Source organism: Burkholderia sp. Ac-20353, from assembly GCF_017104785.1.
Lineage (GTDB): Bacteria > Pseudomonadota > Gammaproteobacteria > Burkholderiales > Burkholderiaceae > Burkholderia.
In genome coordinates this window covers 19,511-41,325 of the sequence record NZ_JAAGPL010000025.1, presented here as the reverse complement: position 1 = coordinate 41,325, position 21,815 = coordinate 19,511, and the positions used below count along the sequence as shown (strand labels likewise).

At 62.3% G+C, this 21,815-nt stretch carries 23 protein-coding genes; 5 read left to right on the top strand and 18 right to left on the bottom strand.

The genetic code is table 11. From position 1 onward, the window contains the following. Positions 1–4: 4 nt before the first annotated feature. The 17 genes from G3N94_RS11540 to G3N94_RS11460 form a co-directional block, all read right to left on the bottom strand. Entirely contained in the window at positions 5–1,162 is a 1,158-nt protein-coding gene (locus tag G3N94_RS11540; RefSeq protein ID WP_205792513.1) for a type IV secretion system protein, read from the bottom strand. Further along, positions 1,159–3,627, bottom strand: coding sequence for a VirB4 family type IV secretion/conjugal transfer ATPase (locus tag G3N94_RS11535; RefSeq protein ID WP_205792512.1), 2,469 nt, complete (start codon positions 3,625–3,627; stop codon positions 1,159–1,161). The genes G3N94_RS11540 and G3N94_RS11535 overlap by 4 nt, the downstream gene beginning before the upstream one ends. A gap of 1 nt (position 3,628) precedes the next feature. After that, positions 3,629–3,949 carry a VirB3 family type IV secretion system protein gene (locus tag G3N94_RS11530; RefSeq protein ID WP_205792511.1) on the bottom strand — a complete coding sequence of 107 codons (321 nt, stop codon included), beginning with the start codon at positions 3,947–3,949 and terminating at the stop codon, positions 3,629–3,631. 17 nt (positions 3,950–3,966) lie between these two features. After that, complete coding sequence (locus tag G3N94_RS11525) at positions 3,967–4,251, bottom strand: TrbC/VirB2 family protein (protein ID WP_241021768.1); 285 nt, start codon at positions 4,249–4,251, stop codon at positions 3,967–3,969. A gap of 107 nt (positions 4,252–4,358) precedes the next feature. After that, entirely contained in the window at positions 4,359–5,036 is a 678-nt protein-coding gene (locus tag G3N94_RS11520) for a lytic transglycosylase domain-containing protein (RefSeq protein ID WP_205792534.1), read from the bottom strand. Beyond that, complete coding sequence (locus G3N94_RS11515) at positions 5,036–5,494, bottom strand: hypothetical protein (protein WP_205792509.1); 459 nt, start codon at positions 5,492–5,494, stop codon at positions 5,036–5,038. Before G3N94_RS11515 ends, G3N94_RS11520 begins: the two co-directional genes overlap by 1 nt. 91 nt (positions 5,495–5,585) lie before the next feature. Further along, the gene (locus tag G3N94_RS11510) at positions 5,586–6,431 is read right to left on the bottom strand and encodes a ParA family protein (protein ID WP_205792508.1); all 846 of its coding nucleotides are present in this window, start codon (positions 6,429–6,431) and stop codon (positions 5,586–5,588) included. A 758-nt stretch (positions 6,432–7,189) separates the two neighbouring features. Next, positions 7,190–7,438 (bottom strand): AlpA family transcriptional regulator, encoded by a 249-nt coding sequence (locus G3N94_RS11505; protein ID WP_205792507.1) that lies wholly within the window; start codon positions 7,436–7,438, stop codon positions 7,190–7,192. Positions 7,439–7,718: 280 nt separating this feature from the next. Beyond that, positions 7,719–8,177 (bottom strand): hypothetical protein, encoded by a 459-nt coding sequence (locus G3N94_RS11500; RefSeq protein WP_205792506.1) that lies wholly within the window; start codon positions 8,175–8,177, stop codon positions 7,719–7,721. Positions 8,178–8,469: 292 nt separating this feature from the next. Next, on the bottom strand, positions 8,470–9,504 hold the full coding sequence (locus G3N94_RS11495; protein ID WP_205792505.1) for a porin: 1,035 nt from the start codon (positions 9,502–9,504) through the stop codon (positions 8,470–8,472). A 51-nt stretch (positions 9,505–9,555) separates the two neighbouring features. Beyond that, positions 9,556–10,101: an amino acid synthesis family protein gene (locus tag G3N94_RS11490; RefSeq protein WP_205792504.1), complete on the bottom strand. Its 546-nt coding sequence runs from the start codon at positions 10,099–10,101 to the stop codon at positions 9,556–9,558. After that, positions 10,098–11,513 carry an amidase family protein gene (locus tag G3N94_RS11485; protein WP_205792503.1) on the bottom strand — a complete coding sequence of 472 codons (1,416 nt, stop codon included), beginning with the start codon at positions 11,511–11,513 and terminating at the stop codon, positions 10,098–10,100. Before G3N94_RS11485 ends, G3N94_RS11490 begins: the two co-directional genes overlap by 4 nt. A gap of 57 nt (positions 11,514–11,570) precedes the next feature. Continuing rightward, entirely contained in the window at positions 11,571–12,749 is a 1,179-nt protein-coding gene (locus tag G3N94_RS11480; RefSeq protein WP_205792533.1) for an ABC transporter substrate-binding protein, read from the bottom strand. An 8-nt stretch (positions 12,750–12,757) separates the two neighbouring features. After that, positions 12,758–13,501: an ABC transporter ATP-binding protein gene (locus tag G3N94_RS11475; protein WP_205792502.1), complete on the bottom strand. Its 744-nt coding sequence runs from the start codon at positions 13,499–13,501 to the stop codon at positions 12,758–12,760. Further along, positions 13,488–14,222, bottom strand: a complete 735-nt coding sequence (locus G3N94_RS11470) for an ATP-binding cassette domain-containing protein (protein WP_205792532.1) — start codon at positions 14,220–14,222, stop codon at positions 13,488–13,490. The genes G3N94_RS11475 and G3N94_RS11470 overlap by 14 nt, the downstream gene beginning before the upstream one ends. Next, on the bottom strand, positions 14,222–15,295 hold the full coding sequence (locus G3N94_RS11465; protein ID WP_205792501.1) for a branched-chain amino acid ABC transporter permease: 1,074 nt from the start codon (positions 15,293–15,295) through the stop codon (positions 14,222–14,224). The genes G3N94_RS11470 and G3N94_RS11465 overlap by 1 nt, the downstream gene beginning before the upstream one ends. Before the next feature lie 3 nt (positions 15,296–15,298). Beyond that, positions 15,299–16,174: a branched-chain amino acid ABC transporter permease gene (locus tag G3N94_RS11460; RefSeq protein ID WP_205792500.1), complete on the bottom strand. Its 876-nt coding sequence runs from the start codon at positions 16,172–16,174 to the stop codon at positions 15,299–15,301. Positions 16,175–16,355: 181 nt separating this feature from the next. On the opposite strand from G3N94_RS11460, the gene G3N94_RS11455 reads away from it, so the two are divergent. From G3N94_RS11455 to G3N94_RS11445, 3 genes are all read left to right on the top strand, one after another. Beyond that, on the top strand, positions 16,356–16,706 hold the full coding sequence (locus tag G3N94_RS11455; protein WP_205792499.1) for a helix-turn-helix transcriptional regulator: 351 nt from the start codon (positions 16,356–16,358) through the stop codon (positions 16,704–16,706). Positions 16,707–16,770: 64 nt separating this feature from the next. Continuing rightward, complete coding sequence (locus tag G3N94_RS11450) at positions 16,771–17,097, top strand: helix-turn-helix transcriptional regulator (RefSeq protein ID WP_205792498.1); 327 nt, start codon at positions 16,771–16,773, stop codon at positions 17,095–17,097. 373 nt (positions 17,098–17,470) lie between these two features. Further along, positions 17,471–18,898, top strand: coding sequence for an amidase family protein (locus G3N94_RS11445; protein ID WP_205792497.1), 1,428 nt, complete (start codon positions 17,471–17,473; stop codon positions 18,896–18,898). A 183-nt stretch (positions 18,899–19,081) separates the two neighbouring features. Here the strand turns inward: G3N94_RS11445 and G3N94_RS11440 are convergent, their stop codons facing one another. Then, positions 19,082–19,915, bottom strand: a complete 834-nt coding sequence (locus tag G3N94_RS11440; RefSeq protein WP_205792496.1) for an FCD domain-containing protein — start codon at positions 19,913–19,915, stop codon at positions 19,082–19,084. A 238-nt stretch (positions 19,916–20,153) separates the two neighbouring features. On the opposite strand from G3N94_RS11440, the gene G3N94_RS11435 reads away from it, so the two are divergent. Next, positions 20,154–21,422 (top strand): acyl-CoA dehydrogenase family protein, encoded by a 1,269-nt coding sequence (locus G3N94_RS11435; protein WP_205792495.1) that lies wholly within the window; start codon positions 20,154–20,156, stop codon positions 21,420–21,422. Between the two features lie 21 nt (positions 21,423–21,443). Then, complete coding sequence (locus G3N94_RS11430; protein WP_205792494.1) at positions 21,444–21,719, top strand: acyl carrier protein; 276 nt, start codon at positions 21,444–21,446, stop codon at positions 21,717–21,719. Positions 21,720–21,815 lie beyond the last annotated feature (96 nt).

Sequence of the window (21,815 nt, the reverse complement as noted above, 5' to 3'; positions counted from 1 at the left end):
CTCTTCAACTGCCCTGCCGACCCAGGTTCGCGCGCGCGGCGCGCTGGTAAGCCGGCGCCGCACCGCCGCCCGATCCGCCAATTGCAGGCGTCCTGTCATGAATCTCGCCACCGGGACGTGGCCCCCGTGCGTTGCGGCTGGACGCCCGTCCGATCGCCGCTACAAGGCTTTGCGACGCCACGCCGGCCACGAATGCGCCAAAGCCGGACAGCGTCGCGCCACCACACAGCCCTGCCGCGACGGCGGGCAACTGCCAGCCGACCATCGCGAGGAGCACGCCGGCCGCAAAGAGGCCAAACGCGGCGGGCACCGCTGCCGCGTCGTCTAAGGATGCGGAAATGGATTGCATCAAGGCCAACGCATTGCCGCCGGGTGAACTGCCCGTCGCGTGAAACGACACGAGATCGGCCGAAAATGCCGTGAGCGCGATACCGAGGAAGGCGGCAACGAGGACCTGCAGCAAGGCGTAATTGGCGATCTTCGCGGTCCACGCCTCGAAAAAGCGCGCGGTCGGGGCAAAAGCCGCGCAGGCTATAAAGATCGGCCCAAGCGCGAGCACGAGCTCGAGCAGCACGCGCGCCATCATGACCTCGAAGGCCAGGACAATCAGGAAGATCGCGCCGCCGAGCGCGGCAACCACTCCGCACAGGACATCACCAATGGCGGCAGCCAGACCACTCGGGCTGATGCCCTCATGCATCGCCCTAATGAAGTAGGCGTTCGCCACGAGATCGATCTGCTGGTCGTAGCAGTCGAGCGTCTGGTAGATGCTGGTCGCCGCTGCCTGCCCCGTCACGCTGACTCCGTTGACCGAGCCGCATCCTGGATTGCCACCGCCCGTCGTGTCCGCCGCATTCTGGATCGTCTGGGCGAGCCCCGACGTCGCGCCGTTGACGGCGGTCACGATCTGCTGCTGGTAGATGCCGGTGCTTAGCGCAAACGCGAGCGTGATTGCAACCTTGAGCCCTCGCCAAGCAAAGGCCGGCACCGCCTCGTGAGCTTCACCACGCACCACCGCCAGACCATAGGCAAGCACCCAGATCGTGACGGCGGTTGTCACGACTGGCACGAGCACCACGGAAAGCGCCGACGACACGTTCGTGACATAGCTCGACATGCCGTTCTCGACGGTGCCGCCCAAGGCGGTAAAGAGGCCACTCATCGTGCACCTCCCGGCCCCGGCAATGGAGACTGACGCGCGCTGATCTGGGCCGCCCGGCGCTTGGCAAGCTGCTCATGGAAGACGGGTAACCAGTCTTCAGGCGCGTCGCCGACTCGCGCACGGATCGTATCGAGCAGTTCCACGTTGTCGGTCGTGCCTGACAGCACGTCAAGCACGTCACCAAGGCCCGCAAGATCGAGCCGGCCGATAGCCGAACGATGGCCCTGCTTGACGAGGAACAGGCGGCTGTTCTCGCCGAGGTTTCGCACGATATTGAATTCGGCCTCGGTCAGCTTGAAACCATGCACGTAGTCATCGTAGTCGGCACGCGGATTCGGCAAGAAGAAGAACGTCGCGCTCTGCTCGATCAATGCATTCGCGATTTCACTGCGCAGCACATCGGCCGGTGACTGGGTATCGAAAATTCCGAGCCCGTTTTGCTTACGGATCGTCTTCTGCTTGTTCTTCGCAAAATCGGTGAAGACGGGATCACCCAGGCGCTTCCAGAATTCGGTCATCACGTAAATGAAGCGCCGGCCGTCGATCAGGTCTTCGGTCCGATGCAGCAGATACATGGTGACGGGCGTCGACACCTCCGCGTCGTCAAGCAGCTCGGTATCGTCGAAGCCGAACAGATCCGCATCGGCCAGAACGATACGGTCGGTCGGGTTGTCGAGCACCCAGCCCAGACGCCCGCCCGCGCACCACTTGGCCAAGCGCGCATGCAGGCTGTTCTCGCCCACATTCGGCAGCAGCTGCCGTACCATCGAGAGGCGCCGCAAAGGCTGGTCCATGCGCGCAACCTCGCGCACGGCGCGCGAAATGTCGAGCTCATCGCGCGCGGAAAACGGCCCGCCGCTGTCAACGAGCTTGCGCACGAGCCGCTCCCAGAAGTCGATCACCGGCTCGCTCGGCGCCATCTGGAACGGATTTAACCCGCTCGGCTCACCACGGCGCAATACCGTATAGGTGCCGCCCATCGCGCGAATCGCGATCTCCGTGCCGCGGTCCTTGTCGAACAGCACCGCCGTGATGTCGTACTTCGTCGCCATCGCCAGCAAAAACAGTTCGAGTACCGTCTTGCCCGCGCCTGCGCGGCCAATGATCTGGGTGTTGGCGAGCGCCTTCTCGTCCAGCGAATCCTGCTTGTCCGGTGTCGCGTGGAAGTTCAGATAGAGCGGCTGGCCACTGGGGGTCTTGACGATCGTAATCGCCTCGCCCCACGGATTGCCTTCGCGCTTGCCGGTCGCGAAGTTGTGCAGGCTCGACAGGCCGCAGAAATTGCGCGACGTTAGCTTCGCCTCGCGCGGCCGGTAGCGCCAGTTGCCCGGCAGCTGAGCAAACCAGGCCGCATCGGCAACGAGATCAATCAGCGCCGTCTGGAAGCCGGCATCAGCCAGTTGCGTGCGGGCTTTTGCAACGCTTTTGGACACCGCGTCCGGTGTGTCGCCGAGCACGGCGAGCGTATAGTGGTATTCGCCAAGGACGAAGTCGCCGTTGATCAGATCATCGAGCGCCCGATCGATCGCCTCGACCTGGGAGACTGCCACGTCCTCGCCTGCGATCAACTGGTTGCGCTGTCGCTCGAGCGCCTCTTTCGCAGTGGGCTTGTCGAGAATCGTGAAGCTCTGCGTTTCGATATACTCGAAGTCGCCGTACAACAGGCCATTGAGCATGCCCGGCTCGGTATCTTCCGGGTAGTCCTTGATATCCAGCATTGCCGCGAAGCGCGTTGCCGCCGGCATGCGGATCTCGATCTTCTCGGCCCCGACGAAGATTCGCGCGGTCGGTAAAGCTTCACGAATCGGGCCGGCGGGCACCGGCTCGCGCTCCCAGACCCCATTGACCAGATAGCCGAGCAGTTCCAATGCACTCGAATAGCGGCGCGGGGTCGGCGTGAAAGGACTTTGCCGGGTATAGACGCCGAGTGCGACCGGATCGTAGGGTTTGAGACTCGATTCAACTTGAGCGGCCAACTCCCCCATCACCTTCAGCGCGTCGAGCTGGTCGCGCCGGATATCATCGTGCGTGCGGCGTGCCGCTCGGCTGAAGACGCGACCGAGCCTGGTGCGCTTCGGCCGGTAGACCACCGTCAGGTACGGCTCGTTGGCCATCATCCGGTAGCCGGAAAAGCTCGCGTAGTAGCGTTTGGCCAGCTCCTCACAGAAGCGATTGCGGTACGGCGTCGAAAACTGATCCGATACCCGTCGGCGCAGGCGATGCGACCAAATCGAAACATGTCCGCCTGCGAGCCCGCGCACGAACTGGTTGAAGCCATCGTGCCGCGCGAGAATGTCGGCCGGATCCGCCGCCTCGAACGCGATGCCTGCGATTTTCCAGATCTGCAGGTAGTCGCCTTCGCGCGTTTTGATGACGTGGTCGGTGACGTGCGTCAAGTACGGGATATAGCCCGCCAGCGGCACTTCCCGGTTAGCGACGCAAACAAGTTGCGGCTCGGCCGGCATGTCACGCCCTCCTCTTCAAGCGGACCGGCACGTAGGCGTGCGCGCCCCAGAAGCGGCGATTGCCCTGGCGCCGCGCCATGCGAATGCGTAGCGCGTACTGCGCAAGACGCTGGTCGTCGTACCGCGTATTCATCCGCATCGCGACGAACACGGGAATCATCAGCAAGAGAATCGCAACGCCCAGTGGCGGACACGCGAGCAGCGCCCAGATGGCCGGAATCAGCATGCCACCACCGATGGTCAGCAACGGCACGAGCGGCACGCCCCACAGCATCGCGGGACGCGTGCACCCCTTGAAGACGGGATCCTTGAGCGAATTCATGGTTCGGCGCTTCCGGATCAGCTCGTCGGAATCAGCATGCCGGCGATCACGGTCGCGCAGCCGACGAAGACGCCGCCGATGAACACGTTCGCGATGTCGCCAAAGCGCGCGTGCTGGAACATCATCCGGAAGCCCGCCCAGATGATGGAAATCGAGCAGATCACGCCACCGACACCAAGCAGCGTCGCCTGGATCGTGTTCAGCAACGTACTCACCTGGGAAAGCTGCGCCCACGCCGGGACCGCGAACATCAGAACCGAAGCAGCGATAGCGATTGCCCACGCCGCCTTCCGGTCGAGCATCAATCGTTCCGACCACACACGGAATTTTCTAGCCTTAAATCGTATTCCTAAACACATGATCGTCTCCTATTCTATCGATCGCACTCTGCTTTGACTAAATCGGTGGGTTAGAACACCACGGCACTGCCATCCGGTTCGCGCGGCCGACCCGTCGTCGGTGATGTGGCAGTCACCCCGTCGCGCTCCGGTCGCAATGTCTGTCGAATCACGGCTCGGGACTGTGGTGAGCGAGTCGGCATCGCGGAGCCGATCGGCACGAACGGGATCGGTGCGATCGCCGGCACCGTTGCCACCGTTGACGACTGCTCCATCGCGTTGTTCACGACGCGCTGTACGTAGCCCGAGCGGTAGCCGGTCGAGAAATCGCCGCTCGCATAGCACGACAGACTCGCGCGCAGCGCAGCCTGGACGTCAGACTGAGCGTTGGCCAAGGTACGGAATTGCCTGCTTCGGGCCGCAGTGAAACAGCGTTGCAGAATCCCGGCACCTGCCGCCAGGTTGCGACAGGGCTCGAATGCGTTCTCCGGAGTCAGGCCATAGGCTACCCAATTCGCGCGGTTCACCTGCGCAAGTCCGACACTGAAATTCCAGCCGAGCGCGTCCAGCACGCGCGCCGTTGCCACGGCTTCGGCGGCGCTCGACGGTTGCCGCAGCAGCCGGCCATGTACGACGCCGATCGCATAGGGGTTGAATCCGGACTCGATGCGCACGATCGCCGCCATCGTGACTGGGGCGATCTGCGGCGCGCACTGTTGCGCAAGCGCCAAGAAGTCGAGCGGCATGATCAGTACCCTCCACCAAAGCGATCCCACTGCTGATTGATACGCTGCAGAACGTGCGTGGCGGACTGCACAGGGCAATAGGGCACCTGCGTACTGCCTACACCGTGAGATTCGGTGATCGTTGGCCCCTGTGCGCCAACGCCCCACCAGACACGCGCATAGCGCTGGTTGTCGATCACGACGTTGTCTGCACCGCTTGCTCGACACCGCAGATCGCTCGGCTGCGGATCACGCCAGTCCATCAAGTCCTCGCGGCAATCACCGCCGCTAGCCAACGTGTTGGTTGCCGTCCCGCCTTGCGAGCCACCCGCGCCAACATCGCATGTCGGAAAAGGATCACCGTGTCTTAACGCCGCCCACAACCTTTCGATCGGCGGCACGCATTCGGCATACTGCTCTGGCCCGCCCGGATTCGACAGACACAGCATGACCTGGCAACCCCAGTCGTCTGCCCGGGCCATACCGGGCTCCATCAGCAGCGTGCCGAGAACGGCGGCAAGCGGCACCAGACGGCACCCCGCCGTTTGCCGCCTGTCCGGCGCCGACGCGCTGTTATGCACCACACACCTCGGCCACACCGGACTGCGATGCCGATTCGCCCAAGTGATCAAGGTGGCGAGCGAGCGTGTCGAAACACTCGCTCAGGGCGTGCCATTCGGTATGCAGTGTTGAATCGACTCGAGCCAGATCCGCAACTGATATCCCGCACGCTTGCGCCTGCGTGATGGCGTCGAGCCGAGGCAAGCGTAGATAGCCTGCCGAAACTTGAGCATGTGGAACCAGCCATGTAGCCACGCTCGCTTCGATCCATTTGAGCTGTGCCTGTTGCCGGCGTGTCAGCTCGACACAGTTGGGCACGATGCCGACAAAACACAGCGATGGATTGAGTCGAGCACGTACATTACGCACCCCGTTGCTGCCATTGACGAATTCGGCCACCTGCCCAAGCGTGTCCGGCGACAACAGAATCGGACTTACCAATGCATCCACGAGTGCGGCCGCGCAAATGGCGCGTGGGTCGGGCCATGGCGGGCTGTCGATCAGACAGACATCGAACGATGGCGCAACCTGCGAGAAGAGGTGTCGCAAGTTGGCGTAACAGCGCGCGCCGAGTGGATCATCGCGGCGCGCGATGCCCGCAATGGCATCCGCGGCGAGCACACCCATGCGCGGCGCGGCCGTATCGGGCGATGGGCTGCGTTGAATATCGTTCGCTCCGCGCTTCATCCTGCTCGCACACGGGCCTCGCGCGAGCGACATGGCACTGCATGCCGGCTCGGCCAAGTCGATCACCAACACCCGGTATCCGCGCACGAGGCGAAGATAATGGGCGAACTGGCACACCAGCGTCGTTCTGCCGGTTCCACCATGGGCCGAAGCCACCAGAAGCGATTTCATGGCCGTCATTCCTCGGATGGGGCTCCGAGCATCGACGTCCCTGCGTGAAACAGTAAACCCGCGGCGCCAGGAAGGCAGGCTAAAGGTTCAACGGAGAATCATGAAACCACGCCAGAAAGCGCAAAAGCCTGCGATTGCAGGCTTTTGCGTGAGCATTGCGGCGCACCACGTGATCACACAGACATCGATGCTGCGGGGCCGCTAACGCGTACTCGGTCGTGCTACGCACGTTGACCGGATCAGATTGTTGGCTTCACTGTAGGTCAGCCGTCGCGTCGAATCAAGTGTCGACATTCGTCAACAGGATGAACCGGAATCCCTGCAGCGCTGCGATGTTCCTGGCCGTTCCCAAAATCATTTGGTGCTCCATGTGCGCACGATCTTGACGATGACGGCATCTTCGCGACGTGACTTCGGTTCACCCTGCCTTGGCGCGGGGTGAACCAAAAATCGCACGACATACGCTACGGGAACGTCACCGTTGACGCTCGTCTTCTTCAAGGGTACGAGCAAGCGCAGAACGTGCCGCATGAAGTTCGAAATCGAAAAGGCGACCGGGATGGCGAGGAATCTTCAGCCGTCGGCACACCACTTCCCTGCCCGCGTGCCACAGGAAAACCATTCGCAAGATTTCCCGATACCGTGGCGCAAGCGTTCGCCACGCCCGTGTCACGCACTCGGCATCAACGCGTTCGTACGCACCGCGGCTTGACTGCCCCCAATTGCGAAGACGCTCATCGAGCGACCACTGACGCTCATTACGCTTCACCGCCGCCTCCCAGCATTTCCGGCTCGCGCGCCTGGGAAGCACGATAACGCGCGGGGTTTGCCAAGAACCGTTCGATATCGGCCGCCCGCCACCCGACCATCCGCCCGCCGAGCGGAATCGCGGGCGGAAAGGTTCCGTCCCGCATGCGCTTGTAGATCGTCGAGCGCGACAGGCCCGTGCGCTGCTCGACCTGCCGTCGGCGCAGGATCGTCAGCGCTCCGTCACCATTCCATGACATGACTCGCCCTCCATACCCGGCACACACGTAGCCGGAACTGAGAGGCATTCAAGCAGCGAAAACGATGCGTTGCCAAACCCGTCTTATCGACGGGACATCCCGTCGGGTCAGAGTGAGCTCGCGGCACAACCCGCAGGCAGCAGGGTCGTGGCCCGTCACACCCGGTCAATGGCTCGCCCTCGCGCTTACGCGACCTCGCCTTCGGTGGCCGACGGACGGCTCACCGAAAAGGCGGTAGGCTAATCTCAGGGGATTCTCACAGTCAGGAGGCGGCTTTATGTCACGCCGCCGCGTACAGCGGCGAAATGGGCGACGGGATCTGTCCGGCCATGAATCGCTGCAGGCGTTCCCACGCGGAGCAATACCGGTGCATCGGCACGGCCGCCAACTGTTCGTCGTGTAAGACCAGAATCTGCTCGATCATGGAGCGCTCATGATCGAGCAACAGCCACGCGGCCCCGTGCTCTGCCCGTGCGATGCACGCTTCCAAGGCGGCCTCGGCCCGCCGGTACAGCGCCAGCGCCTCTCCCAACTCACTCTCGCCGCGCAGGTAAAACGCGAGATAGACCACCCGCAACAGACAACTGATCTGCGCTTCTCCCCCATGACCGGCCCGCACCACTGCCAGTGCCATGTGATTTTCGAGCGAGAGCGCATGGACTTTCTCGGTCGATAAAGGCAGGAGTTCGACTTTCGTAAGCGGTTTGCGACCGGCGCGTCGGACTCTCGGCAAAGCCATGGGCCATGAAGGGTTCGTGATGACGAACAGACATGATAGCGCGAGCCTCACGTCAAGCCGAACGCATCTTCCCATCTGGAATCGCGCATGTGTCACGCAATCAGTTCTGCGAAATTTACCCGGATCACCCGTTGTCCACGGCCCGTGACACGCGAATCTGTGGTCGATTATTGCATCCATGCAGTCCCGCGGAAATGCATCGCTTCGCATCGTACACGGAACAATCACGGCTTACGCGGCCGCGGCCGGATGCCCAACCCGGCCGCTTTCTGCCTGAACGGCGGTTTGCCGCTCAAAACTTCATCCGTATCCCGGCGCCCACGCTGTTGCCTGAGGACACACGGGTAATCGTGTCGTAACGCCAGGCCGCATACACATCGGCCCGCTTCGAAAGCGGGTAGTCATAGCCCAGCGCTGCTGTCGACCAACGGACATGATCTCCTGCCGAGGGGCGTCGCTGCGTTCCGGCCCACGACACCAGTACGCTCCCGAGCCCCATTCGAACACTCATGCCGACCTGAACCGTGTCGTCCGTGACATGATTATTGTTGTCCACGCGTTCGTACTGCGCAAATAGCTTGATCGCGCGGAACCGATACGCACCGCCGACCAACCAGGCAGTCTGTGTCGTCGCCCCGTTGAGAAACAAGGACGCCGTATGCAGACTCTGCACGGCGGCCGTCGCCGAAAACGGGCCCGCGAAGTACAGGACATTCGCGCTGTAGTTGGCCTGCCCCACATGACCGGCGACGCCGGCATTGCTGTAGAGCAGGCTTCCCGATAGACCGCCTACCTCCGGCGTCTGGTACAGCACCGAGTCGTCAATCGCCGTGTCACTCTGTAGCGACGCGGCGCCCATGGCCGAGCCAAGGTAACTGTGCACGACGATCGGCGAGAAAACGAAGGAATTCCCGAACGGATTGAAGAGCAGGGTCGACACGAACAGCGGGGCAGTATTACGTCCGAGCGTCAGCTCGCCAAAATGACCACTCAGACCGACGAAAGCATTGCGCCCGAAAAACGACTGCCCGTTGAAGGAACCGACCTGACCGCCGTTCACGCGAAAGAAACTTTCCAGCGTGAACACGGCCTTCAAACCACCGCCCAGATCCTCGGAGCCGGACATTCCCCAATAGGATGTCGTCATGCCGCCCGACCCGACCTGCCAGGCATTGCCCGCCGCGCCGGCCGGATGCAACTCGCCCACAAAGGCATCCACGAGCCCGTAAAGCGATACCGATGATTGTGCGTGTGCCATCCCGGAGGCAATGCCTATTGCCAATGCCAACGTCAACCTCCCTCCAGTACCCTGAAGCGTTTTCTGCATAGTGTCTCCTTCTCGTGATTGTTCTTTTGCAACAGCGACGCCAGGTACCGCTTAATCCGGCCGCACCCGCGCCAGAGGTCGTCCGTGCTCCGCCAGCGCGATTGCCACGACGATCTCGTCCGGCGCGGGCGAATCCGCGACCGTCAGCGACACCGTGTCGAAGAGATCAAAGTTCCACATGTCCGCAGTCCCATGCAGCGGAATGTCGACGCACGCGCCGGGCGCCGCGCGCTTGGCAACCGACGGCATGATCGACGTCGCGCCAGGCAAGCCCGCACGCACTGCCTTGCCCAGCCGGGGATGCAGGAGCGCCGCGCCACACTCGAGCGGCACGGCCGTGCCCACGATCGCTGCCTTGCCGTAGCCCTGAATCACCGTCGGCATCACGTCCAACGCCCATCTCGCACGTGCCGTCAATAGCGTTCCGATCTCCGCACCGATGTCGTAGAGCGGCTCGAGTGCGGCGCCGTCCCGCAGGTCGTGAAGTCTCAGGACAGCCGCCGCGACCACCTGCCGGTGCAACGGTTTGACTGACACACCGAGTTCCGCATGGCGTTCGACGAGATGAACGATGATCTTTTCAATCTGTGCTCTCATGGTTGCGACTCCGCTTCGGCGCTCCGACGCTCCTTTGCTCGCCCCGGCGTCGGAAACGGCCCTCTCGCCGATTCATAGGCGCGCGCTGCGCGCAGCACCAGCGCGTCGGCACCATGTGGTCCAATGATCTGCAGCCCCGTCGGCATTCCTCCCGGTAACCCGCAAGGCACGCTCGCGGCCGGGAAACCGGTCTGATTGCACCAGGACGTCAGCGGTGGCGCGACGCGCAGTTCCTCTGGCAGGCCCGGCACGGGTGGCGGGCCGCAATGAAAGGTGGGGGTCACCAGCAGGTCGTAATGCTCGAAGAACTCGGTCATCGCGACGGTCAATGCGTGGCGTGCCCGCAGCGCATCGACGAAGGTCGATGTCGTCTCCCGTGCACCGCTCTGCGCCAGCGCCAGCACGTCCGGATCGAGTTGCGCTTGTGCGTCTTCGTCTAGTTGTTGGATCCGCTGAGCAAAAAACACCGACCATTGAATCGAATGCATGCGGCTCTTCAGATAGCCGTTAAGCGGCTCTACCTCCGTCTCGTCGACGTGCGCCCCCAGCGTTTCAATCAACCCGACGGCCTGCCTGACGCTGTTGGCAATAGCGGGGTCGACCCGCACGCCGGCCGGCGCCGGGCAGTACGCGACACGAAGCCCGGCAACGCCGTCGCCCAGTCCGACGCGCCAATCTCGAAGGCAGGACGTGAGAGAGTCTGCCGTGCGCCGCGCTCGCGCGATCACGGTGAGCATCAGCGCCGCATCGCTCACGTTGCGGGCAATCGGTCCCAGTGTCGACAGGGACGGCCAGGTCCCTTCGGCGCCCGACGGCACCAGCCCGAACGACGGCTTGAAGCCCACCACGCCGCTCCAGCAAGCTGGAATACGGATTGAACCACCACCGTCCGTTGCCAGCGACAGCGGCCCCATGCCGAGCGCGACGGCCACCGCCGATCCACCGCTGCTGCCGCCCGACGTGACACGCCTGTCCCACGGATTTCGGGTAATGCCCGTGAGCGGGCTGTCCGTCACGATCTTGTTGCCGAATTCCGATGTCGTGGTCTTGCCGAACAGGAGGGCACCGGCACGCCGCAACCGCCCGACCGCGGGTGCATCGTCCTGCTCCGGACCAACCAAAGACGCCAGCGAGCCGTGCCGCGTCGGCAATCCCTGAACGGCCACCAGATCCTTGATCGAGACCGGTACACCGTCCAGCAGACCGCATGGCTCGTTTCGCCTCCAGCGCTGTTCCGACTCACGTGCGGCCGCCAGCGCGCCCTCTTCGTCGACGCAGCACAGACAGTTGAACTGTCGATTGAACTGCGTCACCTGATCCAGTACGGCAGCCATGACTTCGACCGGCGACAGCGCGCGACGCTGGAATGCCATAGTCAACTGACAGGCACTCGTCCATATTTCATCATCCATATGCAGTCCTGATTAAATTGATAAAATTTCGACTCTCTCAGAATCCCCCTCGTACCTCTATCCCTGACAAACCGGCTTGATGGGTCCCACCGAGTCTAGAAGAGCAAAGCTGTCGTCCGCTGATGCCCGGCCGATGCGCGTCAAACACTGCACGTGGCCGCCGTCCTGGCCCACGCCGGTTTTCCCGCGCGGCAAGGCAAGCGAAACGCGAGGCAGCGCCGCCTTGACCCGGTCGGCATCGACGCTGCCCGCGATCCGGACCGCCTGAGCGAACAGGCGAATGCCCGCATAGGTGTTCTCGCCGTGCGGCATCACCACGGCATACGGCCCCAGTCGTGGATCCCGCGCAGCGGCGTGACGTGCGGTATAACGTGCGAGGAAATCCCGATTTTCAGGATTGTCGATGCTCATGAAATACGAGGACACGCCGATGACGCCAGTCGACGCCCCCGTGGTTGCAATCGACAGCGACTCGTGCGCGATATCGGTCACGAGTTGCGGCTTCATCGCGAACGAGCGGTACTGCTTGACGAACGTCACGGGATCATCGCCAATGCTGTGCCAGACAACCTGCGGCGACTGACTGGCGACCTGCTGAAGAACCGCCCCATAGTCGCGCGTCCCGAAAGGCAGCCAGTACACGCCGAGGAATCGCCCGCCGTGGCGCGTCACGGCTGCTTGCAGTTCGGGCACGAGCACCTTCCGGTTGCTGCCGATATCCGATACCACGGCGCAGACGTTACGCCCGCCCTCGTGCATTAGCCACGCGACCAACGCATCCACCCGCTGGTTGGTGGCCAGACCGGTGGTGAAAAGGTGGGGATGGCAACGTCCCTCATCGAAATTTGGATAGACGATGAGCCGGCCCGCGACTCGCGCAGCCTGCAGCGCCGCTTCTCGCTCCGACGGCAACACCATGCCGGTGATCATCGCCACCTCGTCGCGCATGAAGAGCTGCTGCGCCTTCTGCAGCGTCACGGCCGTCGACATCTGCGTATCTTCGACGTGCAGTTCCAGTGGCCGGCCCAGCAGTCCGCCCGCTGCGTTGATTTCGTCGACGGCCAGCGCCGCGCAATTGCGGTTGGTTTCACCCACCCGCGTGAGCGGGCCGCTCAGCGGCGCGAGCAGTCCAATTTTGATCGGCGTCGCAGCACGCACGAGCGACGGAACGGCAGACGCTGCCAGCGCGCTGGCAGCGCCCCATAACATGGTTCGAGAAAAATTACGGCGGGTCAGGGTGGTTTTCATCGGAGATCGTCCAGGTGGAAATTCGGTGCAGCGTCGCCGGCCGGCGACAGGTATTGGGCGAGCGGGTGTGTACCCATCTCGCCGTGCCGAGGCTCGATGCCCCCTGCGTGAACGAGTCGGCCATTCTTGAGTACGATGCACCGCTGCGCACTCCGCAGCACGAGATTGAGGTTCTGCTCGACCAGCAGCACGGCCAGTTGCGATCGGCGGCACAATGTGGGAATGACCTCACCGATCAGTTCGACAAGATTCGGCTGCACGCCGTCGGAGGGCTCGTCCAACAGCAGCAGCTTCGGTCGCCCGCACAAGGCACGCGCAATTGCCAGCACCTGCTGTTCGCCGCCCGAGAGCGTGCCGCCCTGCTGGGCAACACGGGACTTCAGCACGGGAAAGTACTCGAACACTTCCTCCAGGATTGCGCCGCCGCCAGCCGCCTGCGTGCCCATCATGAGATTCTCACGCACGGTCAGTTTCGGGAAAATCCAGCGTCCCTGGGGAACCAATCCGATGCCGCTGCGCGCGATCTGATGGGTGCGCAGGCCGGTGACGGGCTGCCCGAGAAAGCGTACTTGACCACTTACGCGTGGCAGCAAGCCCATGATGGCCCTGACCAACGTCGTTTTGCCCGCACCGTTGCATCCCAGCACCGCCACGACCTCGTTGGGCAGCACATCGAGTTCGATCTGGTGAAGCACGTCCACATCGCCATAGCCGCCGGACAATTGCTCAATTTGCAGCATGCGTCGCTCCCTGCCCCAGATAGATCCGCCGGATTTCCTCGTCCCGCGCGATATCGTCGTAAGCACCCTGCCGCACGATCTGCCCGCGATGCATGACCCAGGTCTCGCATTGAAGCGCCTGCACAAAGCTCAGGTCGTGCTCGATGGCCAGCACGGCGCAGCGCTCACGCAGCCGTCGAATGAGACGCACCAGCCGCTGGGTGTCGTTGGCCGACAGGCCTGCGGCCGGTTCGTCCAGCAGCAGCAACGCGGGCTGGCACATCATCGCCATGCCGATTTCGAGCCACTGCCGTTCGCCGTGCGGCAAATTCATGGCTCGCAAATCCGCTTGGGACGACAGCCCGATTTCGTCGAGGATCGCTTCAGGGTCTGGCATCGGTGAGGCCCGGTAAGGCGCCACCCCCAGCCCCGCCACGACAAGGTTGTCCCGCACGCTCATCGCGAGGAATGTGTTGGTTCCCTGAAATTTGCGCAACACGCCGCGCCGGCAGAACTGATGCATCGGCCGGCCAGTCATCCGCTCGCCGGCAAAATACAATTCCCCTGCCCCCGGCCGGATTGCGCCCGACAGCAAGCCAACCAACGTGCTCTTGCCAGCACCGTTTGGCCCGATCACACAGAGCAGGTCGCGCGGCCCGATCGTCACGTCGACATCGTCGACCGCATGGATACCGCCAAATGCGCGTCGCAGCCGAATACCCTTCATGAGCGGCTCGTTCATCATCGCCCCCCTTCTGCATGGCGCGTGCGGTGCAAGGTCACCCGCGCCGTGCACATGCGAACGAACCGGTGAACGTGTGCGGCCATACCGCGAATGCGCACACCGTTCGGCAGGAACAAGACGCAACCGAGGAATAGCGCTGCAAGCATCAGGGGCCACCACTCGGTACTGAAACTCGAGACGGACTGTTTCAGCAGCGTCAGCGCAACGGCTGCGAGCACGGGGCCGCCAAGCGTGCCCCGGCCACCGACGGCGACCCAGAGAATGACCTCGGTGGCCAGCACAGGCGAGAACACGTCTGGCGCCACGACACCCGAGCAGGCAGCCATCAGCGCTCCCGCGATGGCAGCTATCCCTGCCGATGCTACGAACACGCGCAACAAGTGCCACGACGTGTAGTACCCGCAGGCTTGCGCACGCCATTCGTTGGTCGCGATCGCGGAGAGGATCTTGCCGTATCGGCTGCGGCAGGCGAGCCACGTGATGAACAGGATCAACAGGAGAACCGTCGTCACGGCGTACCAGGATTCCCTTGTACCGCTCAGATCGAGCGTGTAGCCGGCAAGACCGAACGACAAACCCGGGATACCCAACATGCCGGTGTCGCCCCCTGTTACCGACTGCCAGCTTGTCGCCAGTTGCTGCGCAATGATCAGGATCGCCATGCTGATAATCGCGAAGAAGTGCAGCCTGACGCCCGCAAAAAGCAGGAAGTACCCTAACACCGCCGCGACCGACGCCGCACATATCAGTCCGACAACCAGCCCGATGGCTGGCGTCTGCCCGAATTGCGTCGTGGCGACCGCGAAACCGTAGGCACCCAGGCCAAAGAACGTGGTGTGCCCCAGCGTGAGGACACCCGCTCTGCCCCACAGCAAGTCGTAGCTGAGCCCGAGCAGCCCCATGATCAGCGCATCGCGTACTGTCGAGAGCGGATACGCTCCCAAGCAAAGCGGAAGGATCAATGCCGCCACGGCAATCGCGACCCACGTCGAGATCGGCGAAAAATCGTCGTGGCTGAGCGCGGGCTGGGATAGCATGAGGCGCATTTGAGCGAGATAGCGTCGGAACATGACTTAGCCTTTACCAAGAAGTTGATGGGCAGCGCTGAATCCGGGAACAAGACCTTGCGGCCTGAAACGGATCAGAACGATGGACAGGATCAACACCATGGCTGAGGCAAGCGAAGGATCGACACGGTAGCTGAGCAGCGTTTCCGCCGTGCCGACGAACGCACTACCGAGCAGGCTGCCAACGATCGAGCCGATGCCGCCCAGGACGATCACGAAAAATGCCTTGGCTAGATAGGCAACGCCGAGATGAGATTCCACGGAGACCATTGGGGCAACTAGCACGCCTGCCAGCGAGGCAAGCGCTGCGCCGCCACAAAAGGCCATTCGGTTCAGGCGCCGTGTATCGATGCCGACTGCCTCAGCCATTGCGGGGTGTTGAATGACTGCGCGCAGTTGCGTGCCAAAGCGCGTACGGGCGAAAATCAGCCAGCATCCCGCGGTCACGGTGAACGCCACGCCAATCACGAACAGTCGATACATCGGATAGCTGCCGCCGGGTACGGCAAGCGCCCCGTTGATTGGTGCATACACAAGCATCGGCTGCGTGCCGAACACAAGCTCCAGAGCCTTTTGGACGATCAGGCTGACCGCGTAGGTCGCAAGCAGCGTATCGAGGGGTCTTTCATAGAGCAACCGGATGACAAGACGTTCCAGGCACCATCCTAGTATCGCGCCGACCGCAGGCGCGACGAACAACGCGAACCAGAACGCCTGCGGGCCGCCTACCGACTGCGCGATCGCTAACGTATAGGCGCCGATCGTGACCCATTCGGCATGCGCGAGATTCACGATGTCCATCATGCCGAATATGACCGCGAGTCCGAGCGCCACCAGCACCAGAATGCTCACATAACCGAGAATATTGAAGATTGTCGTCATCGCTACAAGTCCCTCTTTCCGTATCCACCATACCAACCCTATCCAACTCGAAAAGCCGCCGGGCAGTCGCCATATCGGATTCACAAGCCACGTCACCACCCACATCAAACTAAGTATCCCTTAGCCTTTAGACTAAGAGATACTTAGTAAAAAGTCCAAAAAAAACGAAGAACCTCCTAGGATGCGTCGGAACACATCGACATCCTCTATTTTCCCTAAGCGCCTGAAACAGGCTCGCCTGCGCTCGGGCCTAACCCAAGAACAACTCGGAATCGAGGCAGGAATCGATGAATTCTCAGCCAGCGCGCGTGTCAACCAATACGAACAGGGGAAGCATACGCCCAAGTTGCAGATGGGACAGCGACTCGCCAGAGCACTGCACGTTCCGACCAGCTTCCTTTACGAAGACGACGACCTTCTTGCGAATCTTCTCGCTACGGCAGCAAAGTTGCCCCGAGAAAAAAGGAAAGCCCTTCTCAAAAGCGCTGAAGCATTAGCGCAAACCCCCGCCACGCCGACAAAGATCAAGTAACTTTTAGCATACAGACTAAGAGTTACTTAGCAACAATGGCAGACGATTCCCGGAAACTTCGGGAATGCCCAGCGATACCACGATACCCTCCGTGTTTTCCCAGCGCCTAAAGCAGGCGCGTTTGCGCTCGGGCCTCACCCAAGAACAACTTGGTATCCAGGCAGGAATCGACGAATTTTCCGCCAGCGCCCGAGTCAACCAGTACGAAAAGGGCAAACATTCGCCGACAGTTCAGACCAGTCAGCGTCTCGCCCGCGCACTGCTTGTCCCTACAAGTTTCCTCTATGAGGAAGACGATCTGCTCGCCAGCCTGCTTGCCATCGCTGGCCGACTCAGCAAGGAAAAGAAGAGAGCACTCATCGCCGGTGCTGAAGCACTCGCTAAAGAGTGACACTCTCGAAGCTCGGCTTCCCGAACATCTCATCGTTTGCCTCCGCGCGGCGTCGTTATCCGTGACCACTGTATCGCACGCGCTTCAGACGCAGCCCACGCGAAACGGTAGCCACAACCGCTAGTACCGGCCGCTCGCCGTTCCACCGCCACGAAACGTTCGACCTTGCCTGCGCGCGGCAGATCATCCTCCTTCGATGCCGGCACTACCGCATCTATTAATTATCATCAATTTATTATTACAGGAATCGCCTGTCAACACGGATTAGCGTCGCGTTTACCCGTAATTTCGGTGATCTCTGCGATCAACCTCCCGCTTGACATGAGCCACAATCACGCCTACCTTCAATTTATTATAATTAACTGGAGGTGACATGATCGACAATTTCTGCGAGCTGACGGCACGCGAACTCAGCACACTCTACGAAGCCGGCAGCGCGTCGCCGGTCGACGTCATGCACGGCGTACTCGAGCGCATTCAGTTGTTCGACCCCGCGGTCAACGCGTTCTGCCATATTGCCGACACGGCACTTGATATGGCACGTGCATCGGAAGCCCGATGGCAGCGTGGTCTGCCGCTCAGCCCGCTCGACGGCGTGCCGATCAGCATCAAGGACAATGTTTCCATCGCTGGGGTGCCAACACGGCACGGCTCCCGCGCCACGACGCACGAAGCGGCCCAGCGAGACAGTCCTTGCGTGGCCAGATTGCGTGAAGCAGGCGCAATCTGCTTTGCCAAGACCACTCTGCCGGACTTCGCGCACAAAATCGTCACCGACAGCCCGCTCACCGGCACCACGCGAAATCCGTGGGATCTCACGCGCACGCCCGGCGGAAGCAGCGGTGGCGCCGCGGCTGCAGTGGCGCTCGGGATGGGCCCAGCGGCCATCGGGACCGACGGCGGTGGATCCATTCGCATCCCTGCCGCATTCACGGGAACCTTCGGATTCAAACCCAGCTTCGGGCGCGTCCCGCATGCGCCCCGCGGCCCATTCGGGTTGCTCAGTCATGCCGGGCCCATGACACGCTGTGTCGACGACGCAGCCCGTCTCCTCACGATCATCAGCCGCCCGGACAGCCGTGATTGGTATGCCCTGCCGTTCGACGGCGGCGACTATGCGCGCGGATTGCAATGCCAACCGGTTCCCGACGGCATCCGCATTGCCTGCAGCCCGACGCTCGGATTGCAGGTCCCCGTCGAGTCGGAAATTCACGACGCTGTGATTCGCGCCGCTGCAACCTTCCGCGAACTGGGCGCCCGGGTTGACGTTGCCGACCCGCCAGATATCGCCCGATGCAATGCCGTCCACGCCACCCTCTGGCGCGCATTCTGCCGGCAACTCGCGTCGGGCCTGCCAAACGGATGGGACGAGCTCGATCCATCGCTGCAGGCATATGCTCAGGCAGGAGACGAGGTATCACGTGAGGCCTTGCTGGGCGCGCTGATCGAACGAGGTGACCTGGGGGCCGCGGTCAATGCCTTTTTTGAGCAACATGACATCCTCATCTGCCCCGTGTATCCGCGCGTCGCCATGCCGCTCGCCGAACTGACGTCGAGCAACGAGCTGTTTCCTCATTTCACGGCATGGTGCAATCAGCTCGGGCTACCCGCCGCGAGCCTCTATGCCGGCATGACTGCGGCGCGCCTGCCCATCGGCATCCAGATCGTCGGCGGTCGCCATGCTGATGCACTGGTCCTGTGGACAAGTCATGTGCTCGAGCTCGCGTTCGGACGAGCGCCGTTCGCGGAAATGGTGCACACCCTATCCGCTTCCGTTGCCGGCGCAACACTCACCCGATAATGAGTCGGTCCAAGCGAGCCACGCCCGCTCGCTGCGACCGCGTGCCCAAGCCCCGGTTGCCGGATAGTCGCCAGCGGATTGAACAGCGACAGCGGGGCACTCGCGAGCCGACTGAACCAAAAATGCCGATAGATGTCCGGCGTTTGTGCGTCCTTCACATCGATCGTCAGATTCCGCGGGCATTCACGACGCGCCGCGGCCCGTGTCCAGATCCAGTTCGGAATCCAGTACCAGCTTCTGTTGCAATGCGGCGTGAACCTTGCGCAATTGCGCCTCAGCTTCCTCCATATGCGTCCCCATGAGTTGCTGGACCGCTTCGGCATCCCGGCGCCGCGCCGCCTCCAGAATCGCACGGTGCGCAGTGACGGTCCGCCGGCCAAACGCCTGGTAATCGGCTTGCGTTACGTTCCCGGCGACGATCACCAGTGAGTGAAGCATCTGATTGATGATCTGGCACAAGCAACGCAGAAACGCATTGGGATGTGCAGCCGCCAGCACATCGTGGAAATGAATGTCCTCATGGCGCTGATCGAGCGCTTCCTCATGGTGCGCGACAAACGGCTCGCACACGGAAACGCTACGTTCAAGTGCTTCAAAATCCGTATCGGTCAGATGGGCAACGGCGCCTGCGGCCACCAGCGGTTCGAGTACGCGACGCACCGCGTAAATGTCCTCAAGCGACATGTTCTCGAAAAACAGATAGTTCTGAAGCGACTGGAATGCTCGGGCGATGGGCACGCGGGTAATCGTCGCGCCCCCCTCGGGTCCCGTGCTCAGACTCACCAGCCCCTGGACCTCGAGGGCCTTGAGCGCATCGCGCATCGAGCCACGGCTTACGTTGAACATCTGCTGGAGCTCCGCCTCCTTGTTCAGGCGCTTTCCCGGTCGCAACTGTCCGTCGTTAATCCACCGCTTGATCAGCTCGGCGACCTGATCGCCGCGCTTGACCGCGCGGGACCCACGCTTGTCCGGCTGCACCTGCGGCATCTTTTCGGTTGTCTTCTTTCGCCCTGCCATATCCGTTACGTCCGTCGTTGGCCATTCATCGGTTCATCCCGGCGCCATTATCGGGCATCCACATCGCACGCGGCCAGCAAACTGGCCCGTGCTGGCTGCACCCTCCCCAGGTTCGGAGGTAGCCATGCCGACGGCGACACCCTACGCTCCAGTTCAAACGACGCGTCCACGGCGTATCCACAATTTCCGTGCAAGTCGATCATCCGGCGCAGGTGCGCGATGTTAGGGGAAATCCGTCATGTCCCAGTATGTGCAACCGTTGCGACAGCATCCGGGCCTCGCGACCATCACCGCGCAGCTCGCCACCCACGGCCTACACCTCGATCGGCTCGCGGCTAGCATGCGCGCGCACGGCCCGACAGCCGATCAGACCGGACATATCCCCGACGCAATCTGGGAACCAGATGATATCCGCGCACTCAACCTGAACCTCGTTCCTGCCACATATGGTGGCTGCCCCGATGCCCAGTCGCTCGCGTCGCGCGTCGTGCTGATGGAGTACCTCGGTTACGCGGATGCGGGTCTTGCCCTCGCACTGCCGGGACCGGGTCTGGCGATGCCGCCGGTCCTTGCCCTCGCCAACAAGCAGCAACAGGCCCATTTCTTCGAGCGATTTCACAGCCCAACGCCACGCTGGGGGGCATTTGCCATTACCGAACCCGACTGTGGATCCGATGCTACAGCCATGCGGACCACGGCACGCAAGACGGCGCACGGCTGGGTGCTGAACGGCACCAAGTGCTTCATCACGAACGGTGCCCGCGCCGACTGCGTAATCACGTTCGCCACGATCAACCGACCCTCGGGCCGTTTCGGTATCCGCGCATTTCTCGTCGAGAGCAATACCCCTGGCTTCTCGGTCACCCGTATCGAACGTATGGCAGGCCTGAGGGTCAGCCAGCTTGCCGTCCTGTCCTACAACGACTGTGAGGTTCCGGACAGCGCGCTTCTAAGTCGCGGCGACGAAAGACCCCTCGACGACGCGTTCTCTGGCGCCCAGCATGCGTGGGACTATTTCCGGCCACTGCTCTCCTCGATCATGATCGGCACATGTCGACGGGTACGCGACGACCTGGCCGCCTACTTCGACGCAGGCGGGCGACCCACCGACAGGCGTCAACGCGCGGCCGATGTAGAAAGACGCCTTCTCGACATCGACCGGCAGATCACCGCTGCGCACCTGTTGTGCCACTACGCGGCCTGGAAAATCGATTGCGGCATCGCAACCTCCATGGACGCGTCGATCACCAAGGCCTATGCCTCGCGCATGGCTGCTCGTGTTACCCACACTGCCCTTGAGCTTGTCGGCCTCGACGGCATCGCGACCTATCCCTCTCTCGAGCAGAGTTATCGCGACGCCAAGGCGTTCGACATCATGGAAGGCACCGGAGACCTGCAGCGGCTCATGATCGCCCGCGCCTTGCAGCGATCGACGTCTCCGCCATGGGAAATTCCTTCCGCTGAATCACTGCATCCCACGTCACCCCTCACATCCCGAGTCCTTTGATGTCCATCCCGGAGATCGTTCATGGCCCCCAATCTTACCCCGCACCTCCCCGACGTTCCCGCCACCGTGAAGGCCTGCCTCCTATCGGTGCTCGGCAGCAGCCTGAGCGCCGAGCTCGTCGTCGACGACACGAATCTGTTCGACGTCGGCGTGGATTCGATGAACATGACGGAGCTGCTGCTGCAGCTCGAGCAACGCTTCGGTTTCACGCTGGCTCCGGAAGATCTGTCGGCTGAGCTCTTTCTTCGGTTCAGCAATCTGGTCGCGTTCGTCGAATCTCATGTCTCCACCAATTGACCACTCGGGTATCGAGCCGCGCATCGTCGCGACAGCGCGGTACATCCCGTCGGCGCGCACCTCACCAGACACATGTGTCGAACCACTCTCAGTCGC

Coding starts and splice junctions, on each gene's coding strand:
- G3N94_RS11525 (WP_241021768.1), bottom strand. CDS start 4,251: ATGCTCGACCGGAAGGCGGCGTGGGCAATCGCTATCGCTGCTTCGGTT.
- G3N94_RS11475 (WP_205792502.1), bottom strand. CDS start 13,501: ATGCTGCAAATTGAGCAATTGTCCGGCGGCTATGGCGATGTGGACGTG.
- G3N94_RS11535 (WP_205792512.1), bottom strand. CDS start 3,627: ATGCCGGCCGAGCCGCAACTTGTTTGCGTCGCTAACCGGGAAGTGCCG.
- G3N94_RS11440 (WP_205792496.1), bottom strand. CDS start 19,915: ATGGCAGGGCGAAAGAAGACAACCGAAAAGATGCCGCAGGTGCAGCCG.
- G3N94_RS11490 (WP_205792504.1), bottom strand. CDS start 10,101: ATGAGAGCACAGATTGAAAAGATCATCGTTCATCTCGTCGAACGCCAT.
- G3N94_RS11485 (WP_205792503.1), bottom strand. CDS start 11,513: ATGGATGATGAAATATGGACGAGTGCCTGTCAGTTGACTATGGCATTC.
- G3N94_RS11505 (WP_205792507.1), bottom strand. CDS start 7,438: ATGTCATGGAATGGTGACGGAGCGCTGACGATCCTGCGCCGACGGCAG.
- G3N94_RS11510 (WP_205792508.1), bottom strand. CDS start 6,431: ATGAAATCGCTTCTGGTGGCTTCGGCCCATGGTGGAACCGGCAGAACG.
- G3N94_RS11435 (WP_205792495.1), top strand. CDS start 20,154: ATGTCCCAGTATGTGCAACCGTTGCGACAGCATCCGGGCCTCGCGACC.
- G3N94_RS11515 (WP_205792509.1), bottom strand. CDS start 5,494: ATGGCCCGGGCAGACGACTGGGGTTGCCAGGTCATGCTGTGTCTGTCG.
- G3N94_RS11455 (WP_205792499.1), top strand. CDS start 16,356: ATGCGTCGGAACACATCGACATCCTCTATTTTCCCTAAGCGCCTGAAA.
- G3N94_RS11465 (WP_205792501.1), bottom strand. CDS start 15,295: ATGTTCCGACGCTATCTCGCTCAAATGCGCCTCATGCTATCCCAGCCC.
- G3N94_RS11445 (WP_205792497.1), top strand. CDS start 17,471: ATGATCGACAATTTCTGCGAGCTGACGGCACGCGAACTCAGCACACTC.
- G3N94_RS11450 (WP_205792498.1), top strand. CDS start 16,771: ATGCCCAGCGATACCACGATACCCTCCGTGTTTTCCCAGCGCCTAAAG.
- G3N94_RS11430 (WP_205792494.1), top strand. CDS start 21,444: ATGGCCCCCAATCTTACCCCGCACCTCCCCGACGTTCCCGCCACCGTG.
- G3N94_RS11500 (WP_205792506.1), bottom strand. CDS start 8,177: ATGGCTTTGCCGAGAGTCCGACGCGCCGGTCGCAAACCGCTTACGAAA.
- G3N94_RS11495 (WP_205792505.1), bottom strand. CDS start 9,504: ATGCAGAAAACGCTTCAGGGTACTGGAGGGAGGTTGACGTTGGCATTG.
- G3N94_RS11540 (WP_205792513.1), bottom strand. CDS start 1,162: ATGAGTGGCCTCTTTACCGCCTTGGGCGGCACCGTCGAGAACGGCATG.
- G3N94_RS11530 (WP_205792511.1), bottom strand. CDS start 3,949: ATGAATTCGCTCAAGGATCCCGTCTTCAAGGGGTGCACGCGTCCCGCG.
- G3N94_RS11460 (WP_205792500.1), bottom strand. CDS start 16,174: ATGACGACAATCTTCAATATTCTCGGTTATGTGAGCATTCTGGTGCTG.
- G3N94_RS11470 (WP_205792532.1), bottom strand. CDS start 14,222: ATGAACGAGCCGCTCATGAAGGGTATTCGGCTGCGACGCGCATTTGGC.